The sequence below is a fragment of the Baekduia soli genome (genome assembly GCF_007970665.1).
GTDB classification, from domain to species: Bacteria; Actinomycetota; Thermoleophilia; order Solirubrobacterales; family Solirubrobacteraceae; genus Baekduia; species Baekduia soli.
On the sequence record NZ_CP042430.1, the window covers coordinates 1,915,460 to 1,942,035 of the forward strand.

The 26,576-nt window shown below is 76.1% G+C and carries 26 protein-coding genes; 16 read left to right on the forward strand and 10 right to left on the reverse strand.

The window, feature by feature from the left end; all coding sequences use genetic code 11:
- Positions 1-42: 42 nt before the first annotated feature.
- Positions 43-1,779, forward strand: a complete 1,737-nt coding sequence (locus FSW04_RS08890) for an N-acetylmuramoyl-L-alanine amidase (protein ID WP_187369361.1) — start codon at positions 43-45, stop codon at positions 1,777-1,779.
- Here FSW04_RS08890 and FSW04_RS08895 read toward each other — a convergent pair.
- Positions 1,776-2,363: a hypothetical protein gene (locus FSW04_RS08895; protein ID WP_146918409.1), complete on the reverse strand. Its 588-nt coding sequence runs from the start codon at positions 2,361-2,363 to the stop codon at positions 1,776-1,778. The two genes, FSW04_RS08890 and FSW04_RS08895, sit on opposite strands and share 4 nt — an antisense overlap.
- A gap of 161 nt (positions 2,364-2,524) precedes the next feature.
- On the opposite strand from FSW04_RS08895, the gene FSW04_RS08900 reads away from it, so the two are divergent.
- On the forward strand, positions 2,525-3,664 hold the full coding sequence (locus FSW04_RS08900) for a hypothetical protein (protein ID WP_146918410.1): 1,140 nt from the start codon (positions 2,525-2,527) through the stop codon (positions 3,662-3,664).
- Positions 3,665-3,797: 133 nt separating this feature from the next.
- Here the strand turns inward: FSW04_RS08900 and FSW04_RS08905 are convergent, their stop codons facing one another.
- From FSW04_RS08905 to FSW04_RS08915, 3 genes are read right to left on the reverse strand one after another with little or no spacing between them, the layout of a single operon-like run.
- Positions 3,798-4,658 (reverse strand): arginase family protein, encoded by an 861-nt coding sequence (locus tag FSW04_RS08905; RefSeq protein ID WP_321167705.1) that lies wholly within the window; start codon positions 4,656-4,658, stop codon positions 3,798-3,800.
- Entirely contained in the window at positions 4,655-5,800 is a 1,146-nt protein-coding gene (locus FSW04_RS08910) for an ArsA family ATPase (protein WP_146918413.1), read from the reverse strand. Before FSW04_RS08910 ends, FSW04_RS08905 begins: the two co-directional genes overlap by 4 nt.
- Before the next feature lie 16 nt (positions 5,801-5,816).
- Positions 5,817-6,731 (reverse strand): ArsA family ATPase, encoded by a 915-nt coding sequence (locus FSW04_RS08915; protein WP_187369362.1) that lies wholly within the window; start codon positions 6,729-6,731, stop codon positions 5,817-5,819.
- Between the two features lie 83 nt (positions 6,732-6,814).
- On the opposite strand from FSW04_RS08915, the gene FSW04_RS08920 reads away from it, so the two are divergent.
- The 8 genes from FSW04_RS08920 (at position 6,815) to FSW04_RS08955 (ending at position 14,579) form a co-directional block, all read left to right on the forward strand.
- Positions 6,815-7,114: a hypothetical protein gene (locus FSW04_RS08920; RefSeq protein WP_146918418.1), complete on the forward strand. Its 300-nt coding sequence runs from the start codon at positions 6,815-6,817 to the stop codon at positions 7,112-7,114.
- Between the two features lie 183 nt (positions 7,115-7,297).
- Complete coding sequence (locus tag FSW04_RS08925) at positions 7,298-8,071, forward strand: ParA family protein (RefSeq protein ID WP_228431053.1); 774 nt, start codon at positions 7,298-7,300, stop codon at positions 8,069-8,071.
- A gap of 10 nt (positions 8,072-8,081) precedes the next feature.
- Positions 8,082-9,731, forward strand: a complete 1,650-nt coding sequence (gene ftsZ, locus FSW04_RS08930; RefSeq protein WP_228431055.1) for a cell division protein FtsZ — start codon at positions 8,082-8,084, stop codon at positions 9,729-9,731.
- A 176-nt stretch (positions 9,732-9,907) separates the two neighbouring features.
- The gene (locus FSW04_RS08935; protein ID WP_228431056.1) at positions 9,908-10,927 is read left to right on the forward strand and encodes an endonuclease/exonuclease/phosphatase family protein; all 1,020 of its coding nucleotides are present in this window, start codon (positions 9,908-9,910) and stop codon (positions 10,925-10,927) included.
- On the forward strand, positions 10,849-12,258 hold the full coding sequence (locus tag FSW04_RS08940) for a gamma-glutamyltransferase (RefSeq protein ID WP_228431243.1): 1,410 nt from the start codon (positions 10,849-10,851) through the stop codon (positions 12,256-12,258). The genes FSW04_RS08935 and FSW04_RS08940 overlap by 79 nt, the downstream gene beginning before the upstream one ends.
- 16 nt (positions 12,259-12,274) lie before the next feature.
- Entirely contained in the window at positions 12,275-13,102 is an 828-nt protein-coding gene (locus FSW04_RS08945) for an EamA family transporter (protein ID WP_146918423.1), read from the forward strand.
- Between the two features lie 16 nt (positions 13,103-13,118).
- On the forward strand, positions 13,119-13,580 hold the full coding sequence (locus FSW04_RS08950; protein WP_146918425.1) for a hypothetical protein: 462 nt from the start codon (positions 13,119-13,121) through the stop codon (positions 13,578-13,580).
- Positions 13,581-13,655: 75 nt separating this feature from the next.
- Entirely contained in the window at positions 13,656-14,579 is a 924-nt protein-coding gene (locus FSW04_RS08955) for a DMT family transporter (protein WP_187369363.1), read from the forward strand.
- On the opposite strand, the gene FSW04_RS08960 is transcribed toward FSW04_RS08955, so the two are convergent.
- Entirely contained in the window at positions 14,524-15,147 is a 624-nt protein-coding gene (locus FSW04_RS08960) for an LON peptidase substrate-binding domain-containing protein (RefSeq protein ID WP_146918429.1), read from the reverse strand. The genes FSW04_RS08955 and FSW04_RS08960 overlap by 56 nt on opposite strands.
- 49 nt (positions 15,148-15,196) lie before the next feature.
- Between FSW04_RS08960 and FSW04_RS08965 the strand changes: the two genes are divergently transcribed.
- Entirely contained in the window at positions 15,197-16,627 is a 1,431-nt protein-coding gene (locus tag FSW04_RS08965; protein WP_146918431.1) for a cryptochrome/photolyase family protein, read from the forward strand.
- Between the two features lie 13 nt (positions 16,628-16,640).
- On the opposite strand, the gene FSW04_RS08970 is transcribed toward FSW04_RS08965, so the two are convergent.
- Positions 16,641-17,564, reverse strand: coding sequence for a class I SAM-dependent methyltransferase (locus FSW04_RS08970; RefSeq protein ID WP_146918433.1), 924 nt, complete (start codon positions 17,562-17,564; stop codon positions 16,641-16,643).
- 66 nt (positions 17,565-17,630) lie between these two features.
- Between FSW04_RS08970 and FSW04_RS08975 the strand changes: the two genes are divergently transcribed.
- Both FSW04_RS08975 and FSW04_RS08980 read left to right on the forward strand, forming a co-directional pair.
- Positions 17,631-18,407: a class I SAM-dependent methyltransferase gene (locus FSW04_RS08975; RefSeq protein ID WP_146918435.1), complete on the forward strand. Its 777-nt coding sequence runs from the start codon at positions 17,631-17,633 to the stop codon at positions 18,405-18,407.
- Entirely contained in the window at positions 18,404-19,783 is a 1,380-nt protein-coding gene (locus tag FSW04_RS08980) for a 1,4-alpha-glucan branching protein domain-containing protein (RefSeq protein ID WP_146918437.1), read from the forward strand. The genes FSW04_RS08975 and FSW04_RS08980 overlap by 4 nt, the downstream gene beginning before the upstream one ends.
- 96 nt (positions 19,784-19,879) lie before the next feature.
- On the opposite strand, the gene FSW04_RS08985 is transcribed toward FSW04_RS08980, so the two are convergent.
- Entirely contained in the window at positions 19,880-20,143 is a 264-nt protein-coding gene (locus tag FSW04_RS08985; RefSeq protein WP_146918439.1) for a DUF3253 domain-containing protein, read from the reverse strand.
- Complete coding sequence (locus FSW04_RS08990; protein WP_228431058.1) at positions 20,140-20,823, reverse strand: acyltransferase; 684 nt, start codon at positions 20,821-20,823, stop codon at positions 20,140-20,142. The genes FSW04_RS08985 and FSW04_RS08990 overlap by 4 nt, the downstream gene beginning before the upstream one ends.
- Positions 20,824-20,906: 83 nt before the next feature.
- On the opposite strand from FSW04_RS08990, the gene meaB reads away from it, so the two are divergent.
- Positions 20,907-21,878 (forward strand): methylmalonyl Co-A mutase-associated GTPase MeaB, encoded by a 972-nt coding sequence (gene meaB / locus FSW04_RS08995; RefSeq protein WP_146918441.1) that lies wholly within the window; start codon positions 20,907-20,909, stop codon positions 21,876-21,878.
- Here the strand turns inward: meaB and FSW04_RS09000 are convergent.
- The gene (locus FSW04_RS09000; protein WP_146918443.1) at positions 21,864-23,054 is read right to left on the reverse strand and encodes a hypothetical protein; all 1,191 of its coding nucleotides are present in this window, start codon (positions 23,052-23,054) and stop codon (positions 21,864-21,866) included. The genes meaB and FSW04_RS09000 overlap by 15 nt on opposite strands.
- A 4-nt stretch (positions 23,055-23,058) precedes the next feature.
- Positions 23,059-24,534: a leucyl aminopeptidase family protein gene (locus FSW04_RS09005; RefSeq protein WP_146918445.1), complete on the reverse strand. Its 1,476-nt coding sequence runs from the start codon at positions 24,532-24,534 to the stop codon at positions 23,059-23,061.
- Between the two features lie 60 nt (positions 24,535-24,594).
- On the opposite strand from FSW04_RS09005, the gene FSW04_RS09010 reads away from it, so the two are divergent.
- The gene (locus tag FSW04_RS09010; protein ID WP_146918447.1) at positions 24,595-25,779 is read left to right on the forward strand and encodes an acetyl-CoA C-acetyltransferase; all 1,185 of its coding nucleotides are present in this window, start codon (positions 24,595-24,597) and stop codon (positions 25,777-25,779) included.
- A complete protein-coding gene (locus FSW04_RS09015) occupies positions 25,769-26,572 on the forward strand; it encodes an HAD family hydrolase (protein WP_146918450.1) in 804 nt (267 codons plus the stop codon). The genes FSW04_RS09010 and FSW04_RS09015 overlap by 11 nt, the downstream gene beginning before the upstream one ends.
- Positions 26,573-26,576: the final 4 nt, after the last annotated feature.

Here is a 26,576-nt window from a genome sequence, read left to right on the forward strand (position 1 = left end):
GCACGCCTTGCGGCTCCTGGGCCCGCGACTACCCTGGACCGGGTGGACGCTCCGCCGCTCACGCGGCGGCGTGCCCTGGCCCTGGGTGCCGCCGCCGGTCTGACCTCCCTGTGGACGCGTGCGCCCGCCCCGGCGTGGGCGGGCCGCCTCGTGCGCCCGCGCGGCTTCGGCCTCGACGTCGCGCCCGGCGCGTTCTCGGGCCGGCGGACGGCCGTGCTGCGCGCCCCGCGCCGCTTCGACCTGCTCGGCGTCCGCGGCGCGGCGGCCGCCGGCCTGGAGGTGCGCGTGCGGCGCCGCGGCGGGACGTGGAGCCCCTGGGTGCCGCTCGGGGCCGGGGCCCACCACCGGCCCGACACCGGCAGCGGCGACCACGCCTCGGACCCGGTCTGGACGGGCGGCTCCGACGAGCTGCAGCTGCGCGCGCAGCGCGCGCCGCGCACCGCCGTCCGGGTGCACTTCGTCGCCGTGCCCGCGGCGGCCCGCCGCGCCGGCGCCCGGGCGACCGCCCGCGCGGCCCGCGCGGCCCGCGCGCGCACCGCCCAGGCAGGCCCGCCGCCGATCATCCCGCGCGCGGCCTGGGGCGGCGACGCCGTCGTGCCCCGCGCCGCCCCCGAGTACGGCGACGTGCAGGTCGCCTTCGTCCACCACACCGTCACGGCCAACGACTACGCGCCCACGGACTCCGCCGCGATCGTGCTGGGCATCGCCAAGTACCACCGCGACACCAACGGCTGGAACGACATCGGCTACAACTTCCTCGTCGACAAGTACGGCCAGATCTTCGAGGGCCGTGCGGGCGGCGTCGACCAGGCCATCATCGGCGCCCAGGCCCAGGGCTACAACAGCCACTCGACCGGCATCTCCAACCTTGGGACCTACTCCGACGTCGCCCAGACCGACGCCGCGATCAACGCGATGGCCGCGCTCATCGCCTGGAAGCTGCCGCTGCACGGCGCGCCGGTCGCCGGCCAGGTCGTGCTGACCTCCGGCGGCGGGGCGGACAACCGCTACCCCTCGGGGACCCCGGTGACGCTGCAGCGCATCAGCGGGCACCGCGACGGCGACTCGACGGAGTGCCCGGGCAATGCGCTCTACGCCCAGCTGCCCGACCTGCGCGCCCGCACGCTGGCCATCGCGCCCGGCGTCCCGGTCGTCGCGGCGAGCATCGCGCTGGACCCGGTGCCCACCGGGGTCGTCTACGGCGAGGTGCTCCCCGTCAGCGGCAGCGTGCACCGCGGCGACGGCTCGCCCGTGGCCGGCCAGGCCGTCCAGCTGCAGAAGCAGGGCACCCAGGGATGGGTCACGGTCGCCCGTGCGGTGACCGACGCCGACGGCGGCTTCATCGCCGGGCCGGTGTGGCGCGCGGCGGGCCGGATCCGCGCCCGTGCCGCCGTCCCCGGGGCGGCCGTCGTGGTGACCGCCGGCACGCAGGTGGCCTGCCTGCCGGCGCTGGAGGCCAAGGCGCGCACGACGCGCGTGCGGGCCGGGCGCTCCCTCACGGTCCAGGGCAGCGTGCGGCCGCTGGCGCCGGTCACCGTCGTCGTCGAGCGCCAGGGCAGCGACGGGCGCTACCACCGCGTGCGCGCGCTCGTCGTGCGGCCGCGCGCGGCGAAGTTCTCGATCGACGTCGCGCTGCGCCGCCCCGGCCTGTACCGGCTGACCCCGCGCACCGGCTCGGGGACGACGACGGCGCGGGCCTCGGCGCTCTACGTCCGGGCCGTGCGGCCCGGCACCTCCCTGACGCCGCCCTCGCCGGGCGGGACCGCGCCCGGACCCTAGAGGCCCGCGGGGTGGCGCACGCGGAAGCCGCGCGCGCTGCGCGGCGCCGCCTGCCAGCGTGAGCCGCCGCGAGCCCCGCTGGTGTCGAAGCGCAGGCCCGCCACGACCAGGTACGTGTGCCGGGCGTTGGCGTACACCGTGATCCACGCGCCCGGGCCGGCCTGGCCCCAGCGTTCCAGGCCCGTGGAGTCCAGCGTCGCGTCGAGCAGGCCCGCGCCGTGCAACGCGTAGGACACCGACCCCGAGCAGTCGTATCCCGTGTCCTGCCACGTGCCGTGGCCGCCACCGTAGCGGTAGGGCAGCGAGGCGATCGCGTTGCCGGCCGCCACGAGCGCGGCGACGGGCGCGGGCGCTCCCGCCGGGGCCGTCGCGCGGCCGTCGGGCCCGACGGTCGCCGGGACGACCGGCTCGACCGGGGCGACGGGGGCGGGCGGCACGAGCGCGGGCGCCGCCGCGGGCGGGGGAGCCGGCGCCGTCTCGGCATAGCCCAGCCCGCCTGTGCCGCCGGCCCGGGCGAAGGCGGGCAGCGCGAGGGCCGCGGCGAGGCCGAGGGCGATCAGGGAGGCGCGCGGGGCGGGCGACACGGTCGCTGCTGATTCGACGCCTCCTGCGGCCTTCCCGGCGGCCGCGGGCGATGCACGGGCTCGCCGTGCAGAACCTGCACGGGGCCCCGCGGAAGCTGCAGCGGCCTGCAAGGCGTCCTGCGCGAGCAGGACCGCCCGCACCGAACACGAACCGCACCGGCATGCGCAATCGCCAGCTGCATGCCGCGCTCGCCGCCTTCGCCGAGGAGTCCGCCCACCAGCTCGCCGCGGACACCGCGGCCGGCGCCGAGGTGCCCTTCGAGGTCGTCGAGCTCGCCGGCAGCCGCCGCGAGGCGCCGCTGTACTGCTACCGCCCGCTGACCGGCGGCTTCATCGAGGAGCGCCGCTCGATCCTCGGTCGCCTCCCGAGCTTCCTGCCCGCCGTGCACGCGCTCGCCGCCTGCGGCGGGCTGGACGCCTACCTCGTCGCCTGCGGCGAGTCGCGCGTCCCCGGCGCCGACCGGGCCCGTGCCGAGTACGCCCTGCGGCTGTTCCTGACCCGCGTCTTCGAGGACTCCGGCGACTTCGAGCTGTCGCCCGAGCGCCTGGCCCGGGCCTACGAGGACCTCGAGTCCGCGGTCATGGACGGCCGCGCGCTGACCGAGGTCGTCGCCCCGCTGCTCGGCCTGGCGCTGACCTCCGACGAGATCGCGCTGGGCGACGGCCTGGCGCTCGTGTGCGCCGACGCCTGCCCCGACGCGCCGCGCGAAGCGCTGTTCGAGCGCGAGGACGGCCACCAGGTCGTGCTCGCCCGGCTCACCTGGGAGTCGGCTCCGGGCGACGAGGCGCCGCTGCGCCACGCCCAGGTCCGGCTGCGGCGGCTGCTGACCGCGCTGCGCCTCTACGACGCCGCCGGGATCGTGCTGGCCCGCACGGCCTGGACGCGCACGGGCGGCGGCGGGTGGCAGCCGTTCGCGATGGCCGGCGGCGCCGTGGCGCGGGGCGTCTGCGTGATCCCGCCCCAGCAGGAGGACGAGCTGCGCGCGTTCCTGTCGCTCGTGGGGCGGCGCACCCCGCGCGGCGGCGAGCTGGCCTGGGCGCTGCAGCGCTTCGAGCTGGCCACCGACCGCGGCCGCCCGTCCGAGGCGTTGACCGACGTCCTGCTCGCGCTGCGCGCGCTGCTGGAGCCCGAGGGCCCCAGACCGGGAGGCTGGCGGGCCGCGTGGCGGCGCTGTGCGCGATCCCCGAGCAGCGCGCCCAGGTCACCGAGCGCATCGCGCACCTCGTCGCGCTGGAGCGCGCGGTCGTCGCCGGCGTCGCGCCCGAGGACGGCGCGCTGGAGGGCCTGGTCGACGAGCTGACCGGCTGGCTGCGAGCGCTGCTGCGCGACGTGCTCTGCGGGCATCTGGACAGCGACCTGCGCACGCTGGCCGACACGATGCTGCGCGAGGAGGACGCCCGCCAGCAGACCGTGGTCTGAGGCGGGCCGCCCGCTCAGCGCTGCTCGCGCGCGCGGCGGGCGATCCGGCCGGCGATGCGGCGCGCAGCCTCCAGGACGCCGCCGTCGCGGTCGGCGGCCGGGTCGTAGGACGCCAGCGCCGCGGCGGCCACGCGCCCGTGGTCGAACACCGCGTCGATCGTGGCGAGCACGGCGTCCAGGCCGGGCCCGCCGGGCGCCGCGTAGGCGTTGGCGTACCCGACCGACGTGTCGAGCACGTCGAGGTCGACGTGCAGGTACAGCGGCACCGGCAGCGCGGCTATCGCGCGCCGCACGGCGTCCACCTCGGGAGCACCGGGCAGGGCCCGCACGCCGCTGCGGGCCAGCGCGTCGTGCTGCAGCGGGCTGAGGTCGCGCACGCCGACGAGCGCGACCGCCGAGGGGTCGACCGCCGCGAAGCCCGGGATCGACGAGCGCTGCACGCGCCAGCACCCGCCGGTGAGCACCGACAGCGCCATGACGTCCAGGAACCCCGACGCGTTGTCCTCTGGCGTGTCGAGGTCGGCGTGGGCGTCGAGCCACACCACCCCCGCGCCCGGGGCGCCGATCGCGCCGGCGACGGTGCCCGCCGCGCTGAGGCACCCGCCGGCGAGCACGAGGCAGAACGCGCCGCGCGCCGCGGCCGCCCGCACGTCGGCGGCGAGCTGGCGCAGCAGGTCGAACGTCTGTGCCACCTCGGGCGCTCGCGGGTCGGCGCTCGTGACGCGCTGCACCGTCGGCGCCCAGCCCGCGCCCTGCAGCGCCGCGTGCAGGCCGGCGTCGGTGGCCAGGGCAGCGGCCCCGGCGCCCATGCCGACGTCCGGCCGCGCGCAGTGGAAGGGCCAGGAGACGACGGCCAGGGGCGGGTCGGCGCTCAGAAGCCGCTCGCCTCGAGCATCGCGGCGCGCCGGGCCGCCGACGCGAACAGATGGCGGTGCACCGCCACGAGCCCGTCGACGTCGTGCACGTCGCCGTCGAGGTGGGGGATGAGGATCGGGTCCTCGTCCCCGAGCTCGGCGATCAGGCGCGCCGCCGCGGCGGCGTCGCGGTGGGCCAGCACCCGGAACTCGCGCAGCGTGCGGGCCACCTTGCGCGCCAGCGCCACGTCACCGCCCAGCTCGGCCGCCAGCGCCGCCTCGTCGACCTCGTCGCCCTCGGCGTCGAGCGGGTGCACGCGGTTGAGGATCAGCCCGCCGAACGGCATCGCGGCCTCGCGCAGCTTGCCGCGGAAGAAGATCGCCTCCTCGACGGGCTCGCGCTCGGGCGAGGTGACGATGAGGAACGTCGTGGCAGGGTCGGCGAGCAGCTCCTTGACGCCGGCGGCGCGCTCGCGGAAGCCGTCGAGCACGCCGCTCAGCGCCCCGAAGAACACCGACAGGTCGTCCATGAGGTCCACGCCGGTCACCTTGCGCAGCACGGAGAACACGACGCTCGTGCCGCGTCCGACGACGCGCGCGGCCAGCCCCGACGGGGCGAGGAACAGCCGCAGCGCCCGGCCCTCCAGGAAGCCGGTGAGGCGGTCGGGCGCGTCGAGGAAGTCCAGCGCGTTGCGCGACGGCGGGGTGTCGAGGACGATGACGTCGAAGAGCCCGGACCGGTCGAGCTCGTAGAGCTTGGCGACCGCGGTGAACTCCTGGGAGCCCGCCACGGCGCCCGAGAGCTCGCGGTAGATCCGGTTGGCCAGGATCTCGTCGCGGGTCCTGTCGTCGGGCGCGAGGAGCTCGATGAGCTCGTCGAACGTGCGCTTGGGGTCGAGCATCATCGCCCACAGCTCGCCCTTGAGCTCGATGCCGTGGCCCTCGAACCGGTCGGCCTCCACGCGCCGCGGCTCCGAGCCGAGCTGCTCGATCCCCAGGGCGTCGGCCAGCCGCCGCGCCGGGTCGATCGTCACGACGGCGACGCGTGCCCCCTCGGCGGCCAGGCCCATCGCGATGGCGGCCGAGACGGTCGTCTTGCCGACGCCGCCCGAGCCCGCGCAGATGCAGACCCGCTTGCCCTCGAGCCGCTCAGCGACGCTCACCGTGGACTCCCCGGGGTCATGTGACGAGCTCGCCGGCCAGGCGGCGCAGCTGCTCGGGTCCGAGCTCGCTCTCGAAGAGCTGGGGCAGCGAGCGCACCTCGACGCCGCCGACGCCGCGGCGCAGCCGGGCGATCTGCGCGCGGTGGGCCCGGGACCGGCGCGCCTCGGCCCGGGCGGCGCGCACGGCGCGCGAGCCGGGGACCACGCGGTCCAGCGCGTCGGCCTCGGCGCGCGAGAAGCGCTTGGGCAGCACCCCGTTGACCACGACGGCCGCGAACCGCTGGCCGAGCTCGGCCGCGAGCACCCGCTGCAGGGCCAGCGTCTCGTTGACGGGCATCTCCTCGGGGGTGGCTACCGCGACCACCGCCGTCCGGTCGGGATCGGCGAGCATCGCGTGGATGATGCCGCCCTGGCGGGCGACGGGCCCCATGCGTGCCGCGTCGGCGAACGTCTGCGGCGCCGTGAGGATCGCCACGCCGTGCCCCGTGGCGGGCGCGTCGAGGATCACGAGGTCGTACGGATGGGCGCCGGGCGTGCGGCGGTCGGGCTGGGCGAGCTCCCACACCTTGCCGACCGTGAGCAGCTCGCTCAGGCCCGGCGTGGCGGCCGCGAGGTAGCTGAACATCCGGCTGGAGGCCAGGACGTCGGAGACGCCGCGGGGCAGCTGGTCGCGCAGGTACTCCTCCAAGGCGGACTCGGGGTCGATGGAGATGTGGTGCAGCCCCGACCCCACGGAGCGCTCGACGAACACCGAGCCGTCGCCGGTGCCCGCCAGGGCCCGGCTGACGTCGTCGCGGGCCGACACCTCGGCCACGATCGTGCGCAGCCCGCGGGCGGCGGCCGCGACGCCGAGGGCGGCGGCGACGGTGGACTTGCCCACGCCGCCCTTTCCGGTGACGACGAGCAGCGGCTTGGACAGGAGGTCCCGCATGGGGTGCGCGCCAGACCCTATCGGCGTCCAGGTTGGGCTGGACGGGCTCAAGTCGTCCGCGAGGGGGCCGATGCACCTCCGGCATGTCCGTCTCACCGACACCATCGGGCGCCACGCCGACGCTCGCCGAGATCCTCATGAGGCGCGCCTTCACCCGGCCGGCGAAGACGTTGGTGGACGGCGATGTGATCCGGGCCCTGTCGGAGGCTGATCGCGAGCGCGCGGCCCAGGCGGCGCCGCCGAAGGCCCCGGCCGTGCCCGCCCGCGCCGCGGTGGCGGCCGCCGCCCCCGCCGCGCGGGCCGCGCTCGCCGCACGGGCCGGCACGCCGCCCGTCCCGGCGGCGGAGCTGCCCGGCGCCGTGCGCGTCGACGTGCGCGCCTGACGCGCGGCGTCGCTGCCCGCCGTCCCAGGAGCCGCAGGGCTCCGGCGGCGTCATCCGGCAGCTCCGGCCCGGCTGGGCCATCCGACGGCGGTGGTATTCCCGTCACACCGGGCGAAGGATTCGCCCGGGCGGATGCGAATACCCCCGACGATGGGTCCCGAACCGACCACGACGGAGCCTTCCGTGCAGACCGAGAACCGGCCGAAGGTCATCGCCTTCGCCAACCAGAAGGGCGGCGTCGCGAAGACCACGACGACGCTGAACCTCGCTGTCGCGTTCGCCGAGAAGGGCAACCGCGTCCTGTGCATCGACATGGACCCCCAGGGCAACCTGACCATGTCGCAGGGCATCGACCCCGACACGGTCGAGCGCTCCATGTACGACGTGCTGGTGCACCACATGTCGATCCGCGAGGTCATCCGCAAGCGCGAGATCGACATCGCGTGCGCCTCGATCGACCTCGCCGGCGCCGAGATCGCGATGTCCGCCCAGATCGGTCGCGAGCGCTCCCTGCAGAAGGCCCTGCGGGCCGTCGCGGAGGACTACGACTTCGTCTGCATCGACACGCCGCCCTCCCTCGGGCTGCTCACGATCAACGCCCTGACGGCGGCGGACAAGGTGATCGTCCCCGTACAGTGCGAGTATCTGTCCATGCGGGGGCTCATCCAGCTGCAGAACACGCTGCAGATGATCCGGGAGAACCTGAACCCGGACGTGGAGATCGAGGGGATCCTCCCCACGCTCATGGACACCCGCACCGTCCACGCCAAAGAGGCCATCGAGATCCTGGAGGAGAACTTCGGCGACCGGGTCTTCGCATCGCGGATCAAGAAGACGATCCGGTTCGCGGAGGCACCCGTCAAGGGCATGTCGGTGCTGAAGTACGATCCGGACGGGATGGCCGCCCAGTCCTATCGCGATCTCGCGACGGAGGTTCTCGCCAATGGCAAGCGGTAAGCGGGCCAGCATGAGGGAGGGCCCCCTGGCGGCGCTCTTCCGCCGCACCGACGAAGATCTCGAGGAGGGCGCCGAGGCCACCTCGGCCGCCGGTCCGGCACCGGAGGCGCGGGCGCCCGAGCCCCCGCGCGCCCAGGCGCCGACGCCCTCGCCCTCGCGCTACGAGGAGCCGGTGCCGCGCGCCGACGTCCCGGCGCGGACCCCGGCCCCCGAGCCGCCCGCGGAGCGCCCGCGCGCCGACGCCCCGACCCCGGCGGAGCGCATCGAGCGCGCGGAGGAGCGCGTCGCCCCCGCGACGCCCGCCGGCCGCGCGAACCGCCGCCACGAGGAGGAGCCGCCGCCCGCGCATCCGCGCGAGACCGGATACCCGCACCCGTCACTGGGCGCCACGCCCGAGGCCCACGAGCCCGAGCCCGCCCGCGTGCCGTCGGCTCAGGAGCGCCTGCGCAGCGCGTTCAGCTCCGAGCTGCCCGACGACATGCTCGCCCCGCCGCGGCGCGAGCCCGACCCCGAGCCCGCGCACGAGGTCCACGATCCCTACGCCCGTACGGACGGCGGCGCGTGGTCGACGCCGGTGGTCGGCCAGCCGGTCATCCGCGTCATCGGCGTCGGCGGCGCCGGCGTCAACGCGGTCAACCGCATGGTCGAGGCCGAGGTCCAGGGCGTCGAGTTCCTGGCCATCAACACCGACCTGCAGTCGCTGCAGCAGTCCACGGCCGACGTGACGCTGCACATCGGCCCGCAGGTCACGCGCGGCCTGGGCGCGGGGTCGGACCCCGATCTCGGCCGCCAGGCCGCGATGGAGGAGTACGACCGCATCAAGTCCCTGCTCAAGGGCAGCGACATGGTGTTCATCGCCGCCGGCTCCGGCGGCGGCACCGGCACGGGCGCGGCGCCGATCGTGGCGCGGATCGGTCGGGAGATCGGCGCGCTCACCGTGGGCATCGTCACCAAGCCGTTCGGCTTCGAGGGCAGTCGCCGGTCGCAGGCCGCCGACGCGGGCATCGAGGCGCTGCATGCCGAGGTCGACACGCTCATCGTCGTGCCGAACAACCGGCTGCTCAGCGTGCTGGACAAGCACACGTCGATGGTCGAGGCGTTCCGCGTCGCCGACGACGTGCTGCGCCAGGGCGTGCAGGGCGTGTCGGACCTCGTGACGCTGCCGGGGATCATCAACCTCGACTTCGCCGACGTGCGGACGATCATGTCCGAGGCCGGCGCGGCGCTGCTGGGCATCGGCATGGGCGTGGGGGACAAGCGGGCGCTCGACGCGGCCGAGCAGGCCGTGTCCTCGCCGCTGCTGGAGACCAGCGTCGAGGGCGCGCGCTCCATCCTGCTGTCGATCACCGGTGGCCGGGACCTGTCGCTGTGGGAGGTCAACGAGGCGGCCAAGGCCGTGGCGGCGGCCGCCCACCCCGACGCGAACATCATCTTCGGCGCCATGGTCGACGAGAAGCTCGACGACCAGGTGTGGGTGACGGTGGTCGCGACGCGCTACAGCGACGTGCCCAGGCCGCGCCCGTCGCGCCAGCTCGACGAGCCGGCCGGCGAGCCGCGGGTGCAGCGCCGCAGCGGGCCGCCCGCGCGCGAGCCGATCGCCGCGCGGCGCACCCGGACCGCCGCCGACCTCGACGTGCCGGAGTTCCTGCCGCGCCGCTAGATCCCGGCCTCGGCACCGAATCGCATTCGGAGGGCCCGCGCCGCGCGCGGGCCCTCCGTCGTGCACGGCGCCCCACGCGCCGGACCGTCGTCGCGCTCGCGGTCCTGGCGCCCTGGCTGGCCTGGGCCGTCGTCCGCACGTTCGGGCTGGAGGGCGGCACCCCGGTCGTCCCGGCGATGACGTTCACGCCCTACGTCGGGCTGGGCTCGCCGATCGCGGTCCTCGTGGCGCTCGCGCTGCGCCGGTGGGCGGTGGCCGCCGCGGGCGTGGTCGTCGCCGCCGCCTTCGCGCTCGCGCTGCTGCCGCGCGCGCTGCCCGGCCCGCAGCCCACGGTGGCCGGCGGCGTCACGGTGCGCGTCATGACCTCCAACCTCTACGAGGGCCGCGGCGACCCGGCGACCGTCGTCGACCTCGTGCGCCGCGAGCGCGTCGACGTGCTCGCCCTGGAGGAGCTCACCCCGGAGGCGCTGCGCCGCCTCGACCGCGCCGGCCTCGGGCGGGTCCTGCCGTTCCGCGAGGCCGACGGCCGCGAGCGGTCGGGCGGCACCGGACTCTTCTCGCGCCTGCCGCTGCGCCGGCTGACCCCGGCGGTCCGCGTCGACTTCAACGGCGAGCCGCGCGCCGCGGTGTCCGTGCCGGGCATCGCGCGGGCCGTGGACGTCCAGGCCATCCACACCGTGCCGCCCATCCATGGCGACACGGGCGTCTGGCGCAGCATGCTCCAGGCGCTGGCCCGGCCCGACGGCGGCCCCGTCCTGCGCCTGGCCCTCGGGGACTTCAACGCGACGCTGGACCACGCCGAGCTGCGGCGGCTGCTGGGCGGCGGCCGCGGCTTCGTCGACGCGGCCGACGCCGTCGGTGCGGGCTACCGGACGACCTGGCCCGCGGGCCGCCGCCTGCCGCCGGAGATCGCGATCGACCACGTCCTCGTCGACCCGCGCGTCGCGGTGCGGTCGGTCTCCGTGCACCTCGTGCCGTTCTCCGACCACCGCGCGGTGGTGGCGACGCTCGAGCTCCCCGGGGGTAGGGCGGCGGGGCCCGGCCGCGTGCGAGGATCCGGCCCATGGAGGGGATCGTCGCCGCCGGGCACCCGGTGTCCGCCGAGGCGGGCGCCGCCGTGCTGCGCGAGGGCGGCAACGCCGTCGACGCGGCGATCGCCGCGTGCCTGGCCTCATGGACGGCCGAGCCCCTGCTGACCGGTCCCGGCGCCGGCGGCTACCTCCTCGTCGCGGGCGCGGGCCAGGAGCCCACGCTGCTGGACTTCTTCGTCGCCTCGCCGTCGGACGCCGAGCGTGCGCCGCTCGTCCCCGTCGAGGTCTCCTTCGGCGATGCGACGCAGACCTTCCACGTCGGCGCCGCGTCCGTCGGCGCCTACGGCACGCCGGCCGGCCTCGAGGCGGCCGCGCGCCGCTGGGGCAGCCTGCCGCTCGCCGACCTCGCCGCGCCGGCGGCGGCCCTGGCCCGCCAGGGCGTCCCGCTCAACGCCGAGCAGGCCTACGTCTTCGAGATCCTCGAGGGCATCCTGCTCTCCACGCCGCAGGCCGCCGCGCAGTTCGCGCCCCACGGCCGCGCGCTGCGCGCCGGGGAGCCGTTCGCCTCGCCCGAGCTGGCCGAGACCATCGAGCGCCTCGGCGCCCAGGGCGCCGCGCCGTTCCACCACGGCGACCTCGCCGCGGCGGCCGCCGAGTGGGTCTGCGCCCACGGCGGCACGCTGACCGCCGGGGACCTCGCGGGCTACGAGGCCGTGGCCCGCACCCCCGCCCGCGTCGCCTACCGCGGCCGCGAGGTCCTCACCAACCCGCCGCCCTCCGCGGGCGGCACGCTGCTCGCGCTCGCGCTCGCGCGCCTGGACTCCGTCGCCGGCGCCGCGCCGACGACGGCCGAGCTCGTCGACGCCATGGCGCTCGCGCAGGCCGCGCGGACGCCCGCGTTCGACGCGGGCCTGCCCGAGGACGGCTTCCTGGACCGGTTCCTGGCGGCCCAGCTGGGGTCGACGACGCACGTGTCGGTCCTCGACGCCGACGGCCGGGCCTGCTCGGTGACGTGCACCAACGGCGAGGGCTCGGGCCTCGTGGTGCCCGGCACGGGCATCCACCTCAACAACGTCATGGGGGAGGAGGACCTCAGCCCGCAGGGGTTCTTCACCGCGCCCTCGGGCCGGCGCATGCCGTCGATGATGGCGCCGACCGTCGTGCTCGGCGCCGGCGGCGTCGTCGAGCTGGTGCTCGGCAGCGCGGGGTCCAACCGGATCCGCTCGGCCATCCTGCAGACGATCATCGGCGTCGTCGACCACGGCCGCGACGCGCGGGCGGCCGTGGACGCCCCGCGCGTGCACCTCGAGCTCGACACGGTCTACGCCGAGCCCGGGATCGACCTCGCCGGCCTGGACCCCGCGACGCCCGTCGCGCCGTTCCGCGCGCTCAACCTGTTCTTCGGCGGCGTGCAGGCCGTGCGGCGCGACCCGGCCGGCGGCCGGCTGTCGGGCGCCGGCGACCCCCGGCGCGGCGGCGCGGCGGTCCGCGCGTGAGACGCCGCGGCCGCGCGTGACCGGCGCCGCCTTCGCGCTCGCCCTGGGCGCCGCGGCGCTGCACGCGCTGTGGAACCTGCTGCTGGCCGGCGCACGGGACCCGCGCGCGGCCACCGCTGCGGCGTTGGGCGTCGGGGTGGTGGTGTGGGCGCCCGTCGCGGCGCTGACGGGCAGCGTGCACGCCGGGGTGTGGCCCTACGTCGCGGGCTCGGCGACCGTCGAGGCCGTCTACTACCTGCTGCTCGGCGCGGCCTACGGGCGCGGCGAGCTGTCCGCGGTCTACCCCGTGGCCCGCGGCGGCGCGCCGGTGATCCTGCTCGTGGCCGCGCTCGCCGGCCTGGGCGGGGCGGTGGGCGGCCTGCAGGTCCTCGGCGTGCTCGTCGCCGGGGCGGGGATCGTCGCCGTGCACCGCGGCGCGCACACCGCGCTGGCCCCCGGCGCCGTCGCGACGGCGCTGCTCATCTCGGCGGCCATCGCCGGCTACACGCTCCTGGATCGCGCCGGGCTGCACCACGCCGACCCGCTGCCCTACCTCTGGCTCGTGCTCACGCCGAGCACCGCGGTCTGCCTGCTCGTCACCGCCCGCGAGCGCGGGGCCGGTGCCGTCCGCGCCGCCCTGGACCTCCGGGCCGTCGTCGCCGGGGTCGCGACCGTCGGTGCCTACGGGCTCGCCCTGCTGGCGCTGCGCCTCGCGCCCGCGGCGCCCGTGGCCGCCGTGCGGGAGACGAGCATCGTGCTGGCCGTCGCCCTCGGCGCCATCGTCCTGCGCGAGCCCGTGACCCGGTTGCGGTGGGCGGGCGCGGCGACCGTCACGGTGGGCACGGCGCTCGTCGCGCTCGGGTGAGCGAGGATGACGGGCGATGCCCCGCTCCCGCCGCGCCGTCCTGCCCCGTCTGCTCGCCCTCGGCGCCGGCGTGGCGGCGCTGACGAGCGCCGGCTGCTTCAACGGCCCCGACCCGCCCGACCTCTTCCTCGTGCAGCGCACGGGGTCGATCGCCGACGCGCGCCTGACGCTGCGCATCAGCGACGACGGTGGGGCCTACTGCAACGGCGGCCCCCGCCGGGAGATCAGCTCGGCCCAGCTCATCGAGGCGCGCGCCCTGACCCACGACCTCGACGGCGTCAAGGACGGCGACAACGGGCTGGCCGGGCGCAACCTGCGCCTGGCGCCCGGGAAGGTGAGCTCGCTGACCTACCGCGTGCGCAGCGAGAAGGGCGTCGTGGTCTTCAGCGACACCTCGGCCCGACAGCCGCAGGCGTTCTACCGCATCGCCCAGCTCACCCGGTCCATCGCGAAGGGGCCCTGCGGCCTGGCGCGCTGAGGCCATCAGCGGCGCTGATGGCCGGGGAAAGCGATGGTCATCTCCGCCGGGGCGGCCGCCTGGGACACTGGGCGGGTGTCCTCCCGCGCCTGGCTCTCCCTGGCGATCACCGCCGCGCTGTGGGGGGCGTCGTACCTGTTCATCAAGGTGGCCCTCGACGACGGGGTCTCCGAGGGCGTCATCATCGACCTGCGGGTCGTGCTCGGCGCGCTGATCCTCGTGCCCGTCGCGATCCGCGCCGGCGCCGTGGCGCCGCTGCTGGCCCGCCGCGGCTGGGTCCTGCTGCTGGCGCTCGTGCAGGTCATCGCGCCGTTCGGGCTCATCACGTTCGGCGAGAACCATGTGCCCTCGGCGCTGGCAGGGATCCTCGTGGGCTCCTCGCCGCTGTTCATCGCGCTGCTGGCCGCGCGCCTGGACCCCGAGGAGCGCGCCCGCGGCTGGGGGCTGGTCGGCATCCTGCTCGGGATGGTCGGCGTGGTCCTGCTGTTCGGCGTCGACCTGTCCGGGAAGGCCGACGCGCTGCTCGGCGGCCTCATGATCCTCGCCGCCGGGCTCTGCTACGCGGCGGCCGTGCTCGTGGCCAAGCGGGCCTTCACGGGCGTGCCGCCCGTCGGCGTGGCCGCCTCGACGATGGTCGTCAGCGCGGTCGCCTGGCTGCCCGTCGCCCTGCTCACGCTGCCCGACCACGTCCCGGGCGCGAACGCGACGGCCTCGTTGCTGGCGCTCGGCGTCGGCGGGACCGGCGTCGCGTTCTGGCTCTACTACCGCTCGATCGCCGACGTCGGGCCGGCGCGGGCGGCGATCGTCTCCTACGTCGCGCCGGCGTTCGCCGTGGTCTACGGCGTCACGCTGCTCGGCGAGCGCCTCACCGCCGGCACGATCGGCGGCCTGGTGCTCATCCTCGCCGGCTCGTGGCTGGCGGCCCAGGGCCGGCCGCCGGCGCTCAGCCGAAGCGGACCTTCCCGTTCGAGCGTGCCCGCGCCTGCGCGCGTTCGATGAAGTCCAGCCGCCGCAGGGCGGCCCGCAGCAGCCGGGTGAGCATCGCCAGTCGGGCGTTCTCGGAGCGCAGGTCCAGCAGCCCCTGCTTGGCCTCGGGGCCGAAGTCGACGGTCGCCGCCATCTCGTAGGAGGTCAGCGGCGCGAGCTCCTCGGGGTCCAGGACCTTGTCGGTGGCCTCCTCGACGAGCTCGCCGTAGGCGCCGTGCGCGGCCTCGACGGCCGTCGGGTCCGGCGGCTCGTCGGCGTCGTCGAGGAACTCGACCTCGCCCGCCGGGTAGACGTGGTCGAACTGCTCGGCCACGATGCGGAACGGGCGCGTGCCGCGCACGACGATGTCCAGGCGGCCGTCCTCGTGGCGCTCGAGGACCTCGGCGACCTCCATCGCGCAGCCGTTGGCCTTCATCCCGTCCTCGGCCGCCCAGACGATCCCGAACTCGCCGCCGCCCTCCAGGCACTCGGCGATCATGGCGCGGTAACGCTCCTCGAAGATGTGCAGCGGCACGAGCTCGGCCGGAAGCGCGACGAGGCCGAGGGGGAAGAGGGGAAAGTCCCGCAGGCGTTCGCCCATGGGCCGATTGTAGGTTGACCCGGAGCGGTGGACGCGCCGTATCCCCGACGTGGCCGATCGTTCCGTCGCCGTCCTGTGGTTCCGCCGCGACCTGCGAGTCCATGACCATCCGGCGCTCGTGCAGGCGCTCGACGAGCACGACCGCATCGTCCCGCTCTACGTGCTCGACGACGCGCTGCTGGGCGGGCGCTACGCGAGCCCGTCGCGGACGGCGTTCATGCTCGGCTGCCTCAGGGCGCTGGACCAGGAGCTGGCGCAGCGCGGCAGCGGGCTGGTGGTCCGCCACGGCCGGCCCGAGGACGAGGTCCCGGCGCTGGCACGTGAGCTCGGCGCCGAGGCCGTGCACTGGACGAGCGACGTGTCGCCCTACGCCCGGCGGCGCGACACGCGCGTCAGCGACCTGTTGCGCGAGCACGAAGTCCGGCCTCGGCCCCACGGCGGGACCTACCTCGTCGACCCGTCCAAGCCGCGGACCCAGGGCGGCAGGCCCTACACGGTGTTCTCGCCGTTCCACCGCGCGATCGACCAGGTCGACCGGCGCACGGTGCACCGCGCGCCGGCCGAGCTGCCCCCGCTGCCCTCCGGGCTGCGCAAGGGCCGGCTGCCGTCGGCCCAGGCGCTCGGGATCGACCCGGCCGACCTCGTCCCCGAGCCCGTCGCCGAGCCCGGCGAGCCCGCGGCGCGCGCCGCGCTGGAGCGCTGGCTGCGCGACGACCTCGACCACTACGCCGATCGCCACGACGGGATGTCGCGGCCGGGCACCTCCGTGCTCTCGCCCTACCTGCGCTGGGGCTGCCTGTCGGCCCGTGAGTGCGAGGAGCGCGCGGCCCGCCGCGGGGGCAAGGGCGCGGCGGCGTGGAACCGCCAGCTGGCGTGGCGCGACTTCTACGCCCACCAGCTCCTGCTCTTCCCCGACAACGTCGCGCAGGAGTTCCAGCCGCGCTACCGCAGGCGGCTGGCGTGGTCGGACGACGAGGAGCTCCTGCGGGCCTGGAAGGACGGGCGCACGGGCTATCCGCTGGTGGACGCCGGCATGCGCCAGCTGGCTCGCACGGGCTGGATGCACAACCGCGCGCGCCTGGTCGTGGGGTCGTTCCTGACCAAGGACCTGCACATCGACTGGCGCCAGGGCGAGCGGCACTTCGCGCGGCTGCTGCTCGACGGCGAGCCGGCCCAGAACAACGGCAACTGGCAGTGGATCGCCTCGACGGGCGCCGATCCCGCGCCCTACTTCCGCCGGCTGTTCAACCCCATGACCCAGCAGCGCAAGTTCGATCCTGAGGGCACCTACGTGCGCCGCTGGGTGCCGGAGCTGGCCGGGGTGCCCGACGAGCGGCTCGTCGAGCCGTGGACGATGAGCGACGAGCAGCAGCAGGCCGCCGGCTGCGTCATCGGCACCGACTACCCGGCCCCGATCGTCGACCACGCGCAGGAGCGCCGGGTGGCGATGGAGCGCTACGCGGCCGCGGGCGAGGGCTGAGTGGCGCGCCGCGTCAGCGCGGCGGCCCGGCCTTCTGCGCGGTGACCATCAGGTTGTAGAAGATGGCCGGCGGCAGGCGCGACTCGAGCAGCACGCGGTCGACGTGCTGCAGGCCGACGTAGCCCTTGAAGGCGTACAGCTTCCAGGCGTAGGGCACCGTGTCGGGATCGGCGGTGGCCTCCAGTGCGCGGTTGGCCCAGCCGAACCAGTTGGCCAGCAGCTCCTCGCCGCGCACGCGCACGTCGGCAAAGCCGGCCGCCTGCGGGCCGCGCTGCAGCTGCTCGGGCGTGAAGGCGTGCACATCGACCATCGACTCGAGCTGGTGGTTGTGGGCGCCGCCGTCCTGGTGGCCCTCCTGCGCGGGCCGGGCGCGCATCACGCGCCGCCACGCCGGCGCGACCTTCGAGGCCGCGCGCTTGGGCACGTTGGCCAGGCGGTCGCCGTAGCGCGAGGGCTCGCCGGCGAAGACCGCGAGGCCGCCGGGCGCCAGGACGCGGTGGATCTCGCGCCACGCCTGGTCGAGGTCGGGCAGGTGGTGCAGCACGGCGTGGCCGAAGACGAGGTCGAAGGAGGCGTCCTCGAACGGGAGCGCCTCGGCGTCGGCGACGCGGGCGTCGACGTCGAGGTCGAGATCGCGCGCGTTGCGCTGCAGGGCGGCCACCATGCCGGGGGAGATGTCGGTGCACGTGGCCTCGCGGATCACCCCGGCCTGCAGCAGGTTGAGCGAGAAGTAGCCCGTGCCGGCGCCGAGCTCGAGCCCGCGGCCGAACGTGCGCAGGTCGCCGTCCAGCGCCTTGCGCAGCTTGCCCAGCACCTGCGTGCGGCCGATGGCGCCGAAGTCGATGCCCCACTTGGCGTCGTACGCGTCGGCGGCGCCGTCGTGGTAGCGGGTGTTGACGTCGCGGATCTCCTCCGCGCTGGCCGGGGCGGGACTCATGAGGCGCGGCATGCTAGCGCCGGGGTGGGGGCCGGGCGCGCGCCGTGTAGCGTGCCCGCAGCACCGATGACCGACCAGCTCTACCTCCAGCGCGACCAGCCTCCGGGCGTCCCGCCGCTCGCCCTGACCGGTGAGCGCACGCTGCCCGACGTCCCCGAGGAGAACTACTGGTACCGCCGCCACCTCGTGGTCTACGAGTGGATCCGGGCCCGCGTCGGCGGCCTGCGCGTGGTGGACATGGCCTGCGGCGAGGGCTACGGCACGAGCGTCCTGGCGCGCACCGCGGCGCAGGTCGTCGGCGTCGACGCCAACCCGGAGGCCCACGAGCACGCCCGGCTGCGCTACGTCGCGCCCAACGTCCGGTTCGCGCGCGACCTCATCGAGACGTTCGATGAGCCCGCCGACGCCATCGTGTTCCTGCAGACCATCGAGCACGTCCGCAACCCCGACCAGGTGCTCGAGCGCTTCAAGACCCTGGTGTCGGGCAGCGCATCGCCGCTCGTCGTGGTCTCCACGCCCAACGTGCTGACGCTCGCGCCCGAGGGGGCGGCCAAGTCCGGCAACCCGTGGCACGTCAAGGAGTACCGCCCCGAGGAGTTCCGCGCCCTGTGCGAGGCGCACTTCGCCGAGGTCGAGGTGCTCGGCCTGCACCACGCCCGCAAGCTCGCCCTGCACGCGTTCGCGCTGCGCCACCTGCGCTGGGACGACGTCCACGCGCGGCTGCGCCTGACCAAGCCGTTCTACGACTGGTTCACCCCCGCCATCTCCGAGCGCGACTTCACGCTCGCCGACGACCGCCCGCTGGAGCGCGCGCTGGACTTCGTGGCCGTCTGCCGGCCATGAGCGCCGACGGCCGGCTGGCCATCGTCCTGCACTCCCACATGCCCTACGTCGAGGGCTTCGGGACGTGGCCGTTCGGCGAGGAGTGGCTCTTCGAGGCCGCGGCGACGGTCTATGTGCCGCTGCTCGACGTCCTGGCCGGGGCCGGCGGCGCGGTGACCCTGTCGCTGACGCCGGTGCTCTGCGACCAGCTCGCCGCACCCGGCGTGCACGGGCGCCTGCTGGCGTTCCTGCGCGACCTGCGCGTCACGACCCACGCGCTGGACGCCGAGGCCTGCCGGGCCGACGGCCGGCCCGAGCTCGCGGGGGAGGTCGAGCGTGCCGGCGGCGACTACGCGCGCGCCGCCGACCGGCTTGAGTCGCTCGGCGACGGCGGGCTGCTCTCCGCGCTGCTGGAGCACGCGACGTGGACGAGCTCGGCGACCCACGCCGTGCTGCCGCTCGTGGCCACCGACGCCGGCGTGCGCCTGCAGCTGCGCGCCGGCATCGAGGGCCACCGCGCGCGGGCCGGTCGGTGGGGCGGCGGGCTCTGGCTGCCCGAGTGCGCGCACGCGCCGTGGCTCGAGCCGCTGCTGGAGGAGGCCGGGGTGCACGCCACGTGCGTCGACCTCACCGACGTGCTCGCCGACCCGCTGCGACCGCTTCAGAGCACCGACGGGCCGCTGCTGGCGCCGCTGGACCGCGCGACGATCGATCTCGTGTGGAGCGAGGGCGCCTATCCGGCGGCCGGGGCCTACCGCGACTCGCACCGCCGCACGGTGCACCACCACCATCCGTGGGCCAACGACGGCGCCGTCTACGACCGCGACCGCGCCCGAGAGCAGGCCGAGCGCGACGCGGCGGACTTCGTGGCCCGCGTGGCGCGGCGGGTGCGCGGCGGCGGCCTTTCGGTCTGTGCGCTGGACACCGAGCTGCTCGGCCACCACTGGTACGAGGGCCTGGACTGGCTGGCGGCCGTGGTCGCGCAGGCGCGCCGCACCGGCCTGGAGGTGCTCGCCCTCGACGATGCGCTGGCGGCCACGCCGGCGCGCCCTGCGCCGGCCGGCCTGCCCGCCACGTCGTGGGGCACGCCCCGCACGCTGTGGACGTGGGACGGCCCGCAGGTGGCCGACCTGGCCTTCGCCGCCCGCGCCGCCGAGCTCGAGGTGCTCGCCGCCGGTTCCGCGGCCGACGCGCGCGCGGTCCGCGAGCTGCTGGCGCTGCAGAGCAGCGACTGGGCGTTCCTGGCCACCCGCGACATCTCGGGCCCCTACCCGCGCGAGCGCGCGGAGGGCCACCTCGCCGCCCTGCGCGCCGCGCTCGCCGCGCCGGGCGAGCACGATCCCACGGTGCGCGGCCTGGCGCCCTTCGCCGACCCGGCGATGCTGCTCGGGCCGTAGCTGCCGGGGACCGGTGGCGCGAACGTTGGGTCATGCCCCACCTCCGCGCCATCGGTCACGCAGGAGCGTGCGGACGGGCGGACGCGCCCGTCCCGCTCAGCCGGCCGGCCGGCGCAGGCGGATCGGCCCGCGGGCGGCGGCGGGGTCGACGGCCTCGCCGTCCTGGGTGACCTCGAGCTCGCCGTCGGCGGCCAGCGCGGCCGCCACCCGCCGCACGTCGTCCATGAGCGGCCGGAAGCCCTCGTCGCCGGCCAGGGCGCGCGCGGCCTCCGACGGGCAGATCGTCGCGCCTGGCGCGCGCCGGTCCAGCAGGTCGCCGATCGCGGCCGCGATCGCGCGGTCGTCCGGAGCGCCGCTCATCCCCAGCGCAGCGACCGCGGCGCCTCGCGCATCCGCAGCACGCGGGCGGGCACGCCGGCGACGACCGCGTCGGACGGGATGTCGCGGGTGATGACGGTGTTCGTGCCGATGACGCAGTTGTCGCCCACGGTGGCGCCGCGCAGGAAGCAGGCGCCGTAGCCGACCCAGACGTTGTGGCCGACGCGCACGTCGCGCTTGTAGATGCCCTGCGCGCGGATCGGGCGCTCGACCTCGACGACGCCGTGGTCGAAGTCGATGAGCATCACACGGTCGGCGACGATGCACTCGCGGCCGATCGAGACGTGCTGGAAGGCCGAGATCGTGCACTCCTGGCCCAGCACGGTCTTGGCGCCGATGGAGCACTCGCCCTCGTGCACGCGGACCTTGCAGCCGTGCCCGAGCCAGGACCACCGCCCGAGGCGCAGCGTCGCGCCCGGGCCGACCTCGAGCGAGACGCCGGGGCAGATGAAGGCCAGCCCGTCGAGCTGCAGCCGGCCGCGCAGGCGCAGCTTCCACCACGCCAGCCGGGCGACGAGACGGGCGTACTTGAGGTTGAGCATCCCATTGCGGCGCAGGAAGCGCAGCAGGGTGAGCGGGCCACCCGAGCGCGGCGGCGGATCGCCGCGCACGTACGGCGGCACGGCAGCCGTGGGCTCGGGCGGGGACAGGACCGGTTCCACCGCTGCGGAGGCTAGCGCCGACGGGGTGCCCCGCGCGGACGACCACGCGGATCGGGCGGGGGTTGCGGCATCATGCGCCGTCCATGTCGCAGGTCTCCCACACCCTCGCCCAGCGCCTCCTCGACGGTGATCGCCGCGCCCTCGCGCGCGCCATCACGCTCGTCGAGAGCGACGATCCGGCCGGCTGGGAGCTCGTCCGCGAGATCTACCCGCACACGGGCAACGCGGCGATCATCGGGCTGACCGGGGCCCCCGGCGCGGGCAAGTCGACGCTCATCGGCGCGCTGACCAAGCTGCGCCGCGCGGCCGACCGCGATGTCGCCGTGCTCTCCATCGACCCGTCCTCGCCGTTCACCCACGGCGCGCTGCTCGGCGACCGCATCCGGCTCACCGACCACTTCCTGGACCCCGGCGTCTTCATCCGCTCCATGGCCAACCGCGGCGCCCTGGGCGGGCTGAGCGAGGCGGCGCTGCAGACCGCGCTGCTCATGGACGCCGCCGGCAAGGACGACGTCTTCCTCGAGACCGTCGGGGTCGGCCAGGCCGAGGTCGACATCATCGACCACGCCGACACGATCGTCCTCGTGCTCATGCCGGGCTCGGGCGACTCGATCCAGGCGCTGAAGGCCGGGATCATGGAGATCCCCGACATCATCGTCGTCAACAAGGCCGACCACCCGCTGACCGACACGATGGTGCGCGAGATCCGCGGCGTGCTGTCGCTGGCGCCCCAGCGCGGGTGGCGGGTGCCCATCGTCAAGACGGAGGCCTCCCGCGGCGTCGGCGTCGAGGAGCTCGTCGCCAAGCTCGACGAGCACCGCGCCTACATCGAGGCGGAGGGCACGCTCTCCGAGCGGCGCCGGCGCAACCTCCGCAGCGAGGTCGTCGGCCTGTGCACGTTCCGGCTGCGCCGCCGTCTCGAGGAGCAGCTGGACTCCGACGACACGTTCGCCGGCCTGCTCGACGAGGTCGTCGAGCGCCGCCTGGACCCGGCCACGGCGGCCAGCCGCATCCTCGAGCGCCTCGACGCCGCGGCCGCCTCACGCGAGGAGTAGCACCGCCGCGCTCTGCGCGACGGTGACGGCGGCCAGCGCGGCGCCGGTGCGCGGCGCGAAGCGCAGGCCCCACGCCGCCAGCGCGGCGAGCGCCGGCAGGGCGGGCACGACCTGGCGCGCGTGCCACCAGCCGCGGCCCGAGTCGCCCAGCGCGGGGGCGAGGACGACGGCGACGAGCACCACGGCGGCCGCGACGAGCGCGAGCACCGCGGCCGAGGCGTCGGCGTCGCCCTGGTGCTCGATCGCGACGGCGAGCCGGTCTCGGCGCGAGCGCCACAGCAGGCCGACGCCGACCAGCGCCAGCAGCAGGAACGGCGCCCAGACGAGCAGCCCCTCGTGCGGGTCCAGCCAGACCCGGGCCAGCCGCGGCCAGCGGGCGAGATACCCCGAGAGCCCGTCGGCCCCCGTCGCGCCGCCCGCCGCGACGGCGTGCGGCGTCAGGCCCCCGAAGAGCCGCTCGTGGACCGTCACGTAGACCACCGCCGAGGTCAGCACGACCTCCAGCGCGACGAACCCGGTCATCGCCCGCCGGCGCCGGCGCAGCCAGTGGGCCAGCACGACGGCGACGACGGCGGCCGGGGCGGCGAGCTTGGCGGCCAGCCACGGCAGCGCGGCCACGAGCACCGCGGTCCACAGCGCCCAGGCCGCCCTGGGCTGGTCACGCACGCGCAGCGCCAGCAGCAGCGCGCCGGCCAGGGCGGCGGCGCCGCAGGCCTCCGGCGAGATCGCCGTGGCGGCGCCCAGCGCCGGCGGCGACAGGCCCGTCACCAGCGCCGCACGCGTCGCCCACGGCTCCGGGACCAGCGTGCGCCCCAGCGCCGCGGCCAGGCAGAACCCGGCGGCGGCCAGCGCGCCGAGCAGCAGCCGCACCCCGAGCGCGCCGCCGAGCGCGTAGGCGGGGCTGATCAGCAGCTCGAAGCCCAGGCCCGAGGCCTCCACCAGCCGGCCCTGGACCGGGGCGGCCGCCGGGCGCAGCGGGACGTCGGTGAACCGCCGCCAGGCGCGCTCGCGGTACTGGTCGGCGAGGTCGAGGTCGCCGTCGCGCACGATCGACTCGGCGGTCAGCAGCCGATGGGCCTCGGGCCCGGTCAGCGGCGTGCCGGGCACCGCGAGCGTCAGCGCGTAGGCGGCGGCCAGGACGAGCCACAGCCCGAGCGCCCGGCGCAGCGCGCCCACGGCCTCAGCCGCCGGCGGCGGTGCGCTCGGCCAGTGCGACGAGCGTGCGGACCATGACGCCGGTCCCGCCCTTGGCGGCGTAGGGCTGCCCGGCGTCCCAGGCGGTGCCGCAGATGTCCAGGTGCGCCCACGGCACGCCGCCGGTGAAGCGGTGCAGGAACTCGGCCGCCGTCGAGGACGCGCCCGTGCGGGGCGGCGACAGGTTGGCCACGTCGGCCGTGCTGCCCTTGACGAGCTCGGCGAAGCGCTCGTGCAGCGGCAGCCGCCAGACGAGCTCGCCGGCGTCGCCGGCGGCGCGCTGCACCTCGGCGGCCCACGCGTCGTCGTCGGCCCACAGCCCGGAGTACACCTTGCCCAGCGTGCCGAGGATCGCGCCGGTGAGCGTCGCGACATCGACGAGGCGCTCGGCGCCCAGCGCGACCGCGTGGTGCAGGCAGTCGGCCAGCACGAGGCGGCCCTCGGCGTCGGTGTTGTCGATCTGCACGGTCAGCCCGGCGGCCGAGGTCACGACGTCGCCCGGCTTCATCGCGCTGCCGCCGAGCAGGTTCTCCACCGCGCCGACGACCGCGATCACCCGCACTCCGACGCCGAGCGTGGCGATGGCGTCCAGCGCCTCGAGCACCGCGGCGCCGCCGGTCATGTCGTACTTCATGTCGGGCATCGACGACGCGGGCTTGATCGACAGGCCGCCCGAGTCGAACGTGACGCCCTTGCCGACGAGCCCCAGCACGGGCACGCCCTCGCCGGCGCCCTCGGGCTCGTACCGCGCGACGATGAGCGCGGGCTCCTCGTCGCTGCCCCGCGCCACCGCGGCGAACGCGCCCATGCCGAGCTCGAGCAGGCCGTCGCGGCCGCGGACCTCGCAGGTCACCGCCGGGTGGGCGGCGGCGATGGCCTGCGCGCGGCGGCCCAGCGCGGTCGGCGTCATGTGGTTGGCCGGCGTGTTCTGCAGGTCGCGCGCGGCGTTGACCGCCCGGGCCACCACGGCCGCGCGCTCCGCGGCGGCGGCGCGGTCGTCGTGGTCGCTGACGATGAGCTCCTGCAGGCCGCGGTCGCCGCCGGCCGACTCGTCCTCGTCGTCCCCGGCGCCCTTGAACGCGGTGAAGCGGTAGGCCGCCATCAGCGTGCCCTCCACGAGGGCGCGCGCGGGGTGCAGGCCGTCGCGCAGCTTGTGCGGCAGCTCCCAGCACAGCACCCGCGCGCCGAGCTCGCGCGCCCGCCCGAGCGCGACGCCCGCCGCGGCGCGCAGGACCTCGTCGTCGAGGCGCTCGCGGGCGCCGAGCCCGACGAGGATCCAGCGCTTGCCGACGGCGTGGGTGACGGCGACGTGGCGCGGCTGCGCGCGGGCCTCGCCGGCCTCCAGCAGCGCGTGCAGCGCGCCGTCGGGGTCGTGGTGGATCCGCTCGCCGGCGATCACGCCGACGACGACGGTGTCGGCCGCGGTGGACGCCGCGAGGTCGGTGGTGGCGGTCACGCGCATGGCGGGCGAGGCTACTCGTTACCGTTGGGGGCCCGACCCACGAGCACCTCGAGAGGCCCCATGCCCAAGACCGTCATCCTCGGCGCCGCACGCACCCCGATCGGGAAGCTCGGCGGCGGCCTGTCCTCCGTCGACGCGACCGAGCTCGGTGGCCTGGCGATCCGGGCGGCGCTCGAGCGCAGCGACGTCGATCCCGAGCAGGTCGACCACGTCATCATGGGCCAGGTCCTGCAGGCCGGCCAGGGGCAGATCCCCTCGCGTCAGGCCCAGATCAAGGCGGGCATCCCCAAGGAGGTCTCCTCGGAGACCATCAACAAGGTCTGCGCCTCGGGCCTGCGCGCCACGGTGCTGCTCGACCAGGCCATCCGCGCGGGCGACGTGCAGGTCGGCGTCGGCGGCGGGATGGAGTCCATGTCGGGTGCGCCCTACCTGCTGCCCCAGGCCCGGTTCGGCTACCGCATGGGCGACGCCCAGGCCCTGGACGCGATGGTCCACGATGGGCTGACCAACCCCTTCAGCGGCAAGCAGATGTTCGTCGAGGCCACGGAGACCAGCGCCGAGCTCGAGCTCACGCGCCCTGACCTGGACCGCTGGGCGCTGCGCAGCCACGAGCGCGCGCTGGCCGCGATCGACGACGGCCGCATGGCCGACGAGATCGTCCCCGTCACCATCAAGGGACGCAAGGGCGACACGGTGGTCGAGGTCGACGAGGGCCCGCGCCGCGGCTCCACGCTGGAGTCGCTGGCCAAGCTGCCCGGCCTGGTCGGCAAGGAGGGCTCGCACACCGCCGGCAACTCGCCCGGCGTCAACGACGGCGGCGGCGCGCTGGTCGTCGCCTCCGACGAATGGGCGCAGGCCAACGGCAAGACCGTGCTGGCCGAGGTCGTGGCCCACGCGCAGTTCGCCAACGACTTCGCCTACCTGGCCACGACGCCGTCGGGCGCCGCGCGCAGGGCGCTGGAGAAGGCGGGCCTGCAGCCCGACGACATCGACCTGTGGGAGATCAACGAGGCCTTCGCGTCGGTGACGCTGCAGTCCACGCGCGAGCTCAACCTCGACGAGGACCGCGTCAACGTCAACGGCGGCGCGGTCGCGCTCGGCCATCCCATCGGCGCGTCGGGCGCGCGGATCCTCGGCGTCCTGGTGCACGAGCTGCGCCGCCGCGGCGGCGGGCTGGGCTGCGCGGCGATCTGCTCGGGCGGTGGGCAGGGCGACGCGGTGATCCTCCGCGTCCATGGCGGATAGCGGGAACGGGCCCGCGCGGCCGGCCTCGCCCCCCGGGGGAGTGTCGGCCGCCTTCTTCGACCTGGACCGCACGCTCATGTCGGGCTCGTCGGGGTTCTTCTGGGCGCGCGCCGCGGCGCGCGCCGGGATGATCTCCCGGCGGCGCCTGGCCCTCGACGCGTGGGAGAACATCCGCTTCCGCCTGCGCGGCTCGACCGACGCGACGACCGATCGCGTCATGGTCCGCGTCGGCGCGATGCTGGAGGGCAAGCGCGTCGTGGACTTCGACCGCCTCGGCCCGCAGGTGCTGGCCGGCGTGCTGCCGCGCCTGTACCCGCAGATGCTGCAGATCGCCTGGGACCACCAGGACGCCGGGCGCCCGGCCTACATCGTCAGCGCCGCCTCTCAGGAGACCGCGGCGATGATCGCCCACGTCCTGGGCTTCGACGGCGCGCTGGGGACGCCCCTGGAGCGCCGCGACGGCCGCTACACCGGCCGGCTGGCGGGGCCGTTCGCCTACCGCGACGGCAAGCCCCAGCTCATGCAGGAGCTCGCCGCGCGCGAGGGCATCGACCTCGCCGAGTCCTACGCCTACTCGGACTCGGAGTCCGACCTGCCGATGCTGCGCGCCGTCGGCCATCCCGTCGCGGTCAACCCGGACGGCGCGCTCGCGCGCGTCGCCCGCGAGGAGGGCTGGGACATCCTGCGCTTCGACCGCCTGGGCGGTCACCTCAAGATGCTCGGCGGGCTGACGGCGGCGGGCCTGCTGGGCGCCGTCGGCCGCACGGCCGTGCGCCGGGCGGGTCCCCGATGACGAG

What these genes read in the sequence shown, in the direction of transcription:
- FSW04_RS09005 (WP_146918445.1), bottom strand. Translation starts at nt 24,534, where the DNA reads ATGCGCGTGACCGCCACCACCGACCTCGCGGCGTCCACCGCGGCCGAC.
- FSW04_RS09010 (WP_146918447.1), top strand. Translation starts at nt 24,595, where the DNA reads ATGCCCAAGACCGTCATCCTCGGCGCCGCACGCACCCCGATCGGGAAG.
- meaB (WP_146918441.1), top strand. Translation starts at nt 20,907, where the DNA reads ATGTCGCAGGTCTCCCACACCCTCGCCCAGCGCCTCCTCGACGGTGAT.
- FSW04_RS08935 (WP_228431056.1), top strand. Translation starts at nt 9,908, where the DNA reads ATGACGTTCACGCCCTACGTCGGGCTGGGCTCGCCGATCGCGGTCCTC.
- FSW04_RS08960 (WP_146918429.1), bottom strand. Translation starts at nt 15,147, where the DNA reads ATGGGCGAACGCCTGCGGGACTTTCCCCTCTTCCCCCTCGGCCTCGTC.
- FSW04_RS08920 (WP_146918418.1), top strand. Translation starts at nt 6,815, where the DNA reads ATGTCCGTCTCACCGACACCATCGGGCGCCACGCCGACGCTCGCCGAG.
- FSW04_RS08950 (WP_146918425.1), top strand. Translation starts at nt 13,119, where the DNA reads ATGCCCCGCTCCCGCCGCGCCGTCCTGCCCCGTCTGCTCGCCCTCGGC.
- FSW04_RS08970 (WP_146918433.1), bottom strand. Translation starts at nt 17,564, where the DNA reads ATGAGTCCCGCCCCGGCCAGCGCGGAGGAGATCCGCGACGTCAACACC.
- FSW04_RS08975 (WP_146918435.1), top strand. Translation starts at nt 17,631, where the DNA reads ATGACCGACCAGCTCTACCTCCAGCGCGACCAGCCTCCGGGCGTCCCG.
- FSW04_RS08915 (WP_187369362.1), bottom strand. Translation starts at nt 6,731, where the DNA reads ATGCGGGACCTCCTGTCCAAGCCGCTGCTCGTCGTCACCGGAAAGGGC.
- ftsZ (WP_228431055.1), top strand. Translation starts at nt 8,082, where the DNA reads ATGAGGGAGGGCCCCCTGGCGGCGCTCTTCCGCCGCACCGACGAAGAT.
- FSW04_RS08900 (WP_146918410.1), top strand. Translation starts at nt 2,525, where the DNA reads ATGCGCAATCGCCAGCTGCATGCCGCGCTCGCCGCCTTCGCCGAGGAG.
- FSW04_RS08985 (WP_146918439.1), bottom strand. Translation starts at nt 20,143, where the DNA reads ATGAGCGGCGCTCCGGACGACCGCGCGATCGCGGCCGCGATCGGCGAC.
- FSW04_RS09015 (WP_146918450.1), top strand. Translation starts at nt 25,769, where the DNA reads ATGGCGGATAGCGGGAACGGGCCCGCGCGGCCGGCCTCGCCCCCCGGG.
- FSW04_RS08980 (WP_146918437.1), top strand. Translation starts at nt 18,404, where the DNA reads ATGAGCGCCGACGGCCGGCTGGCCATCGTCCTGCACTCCCACATGCCC.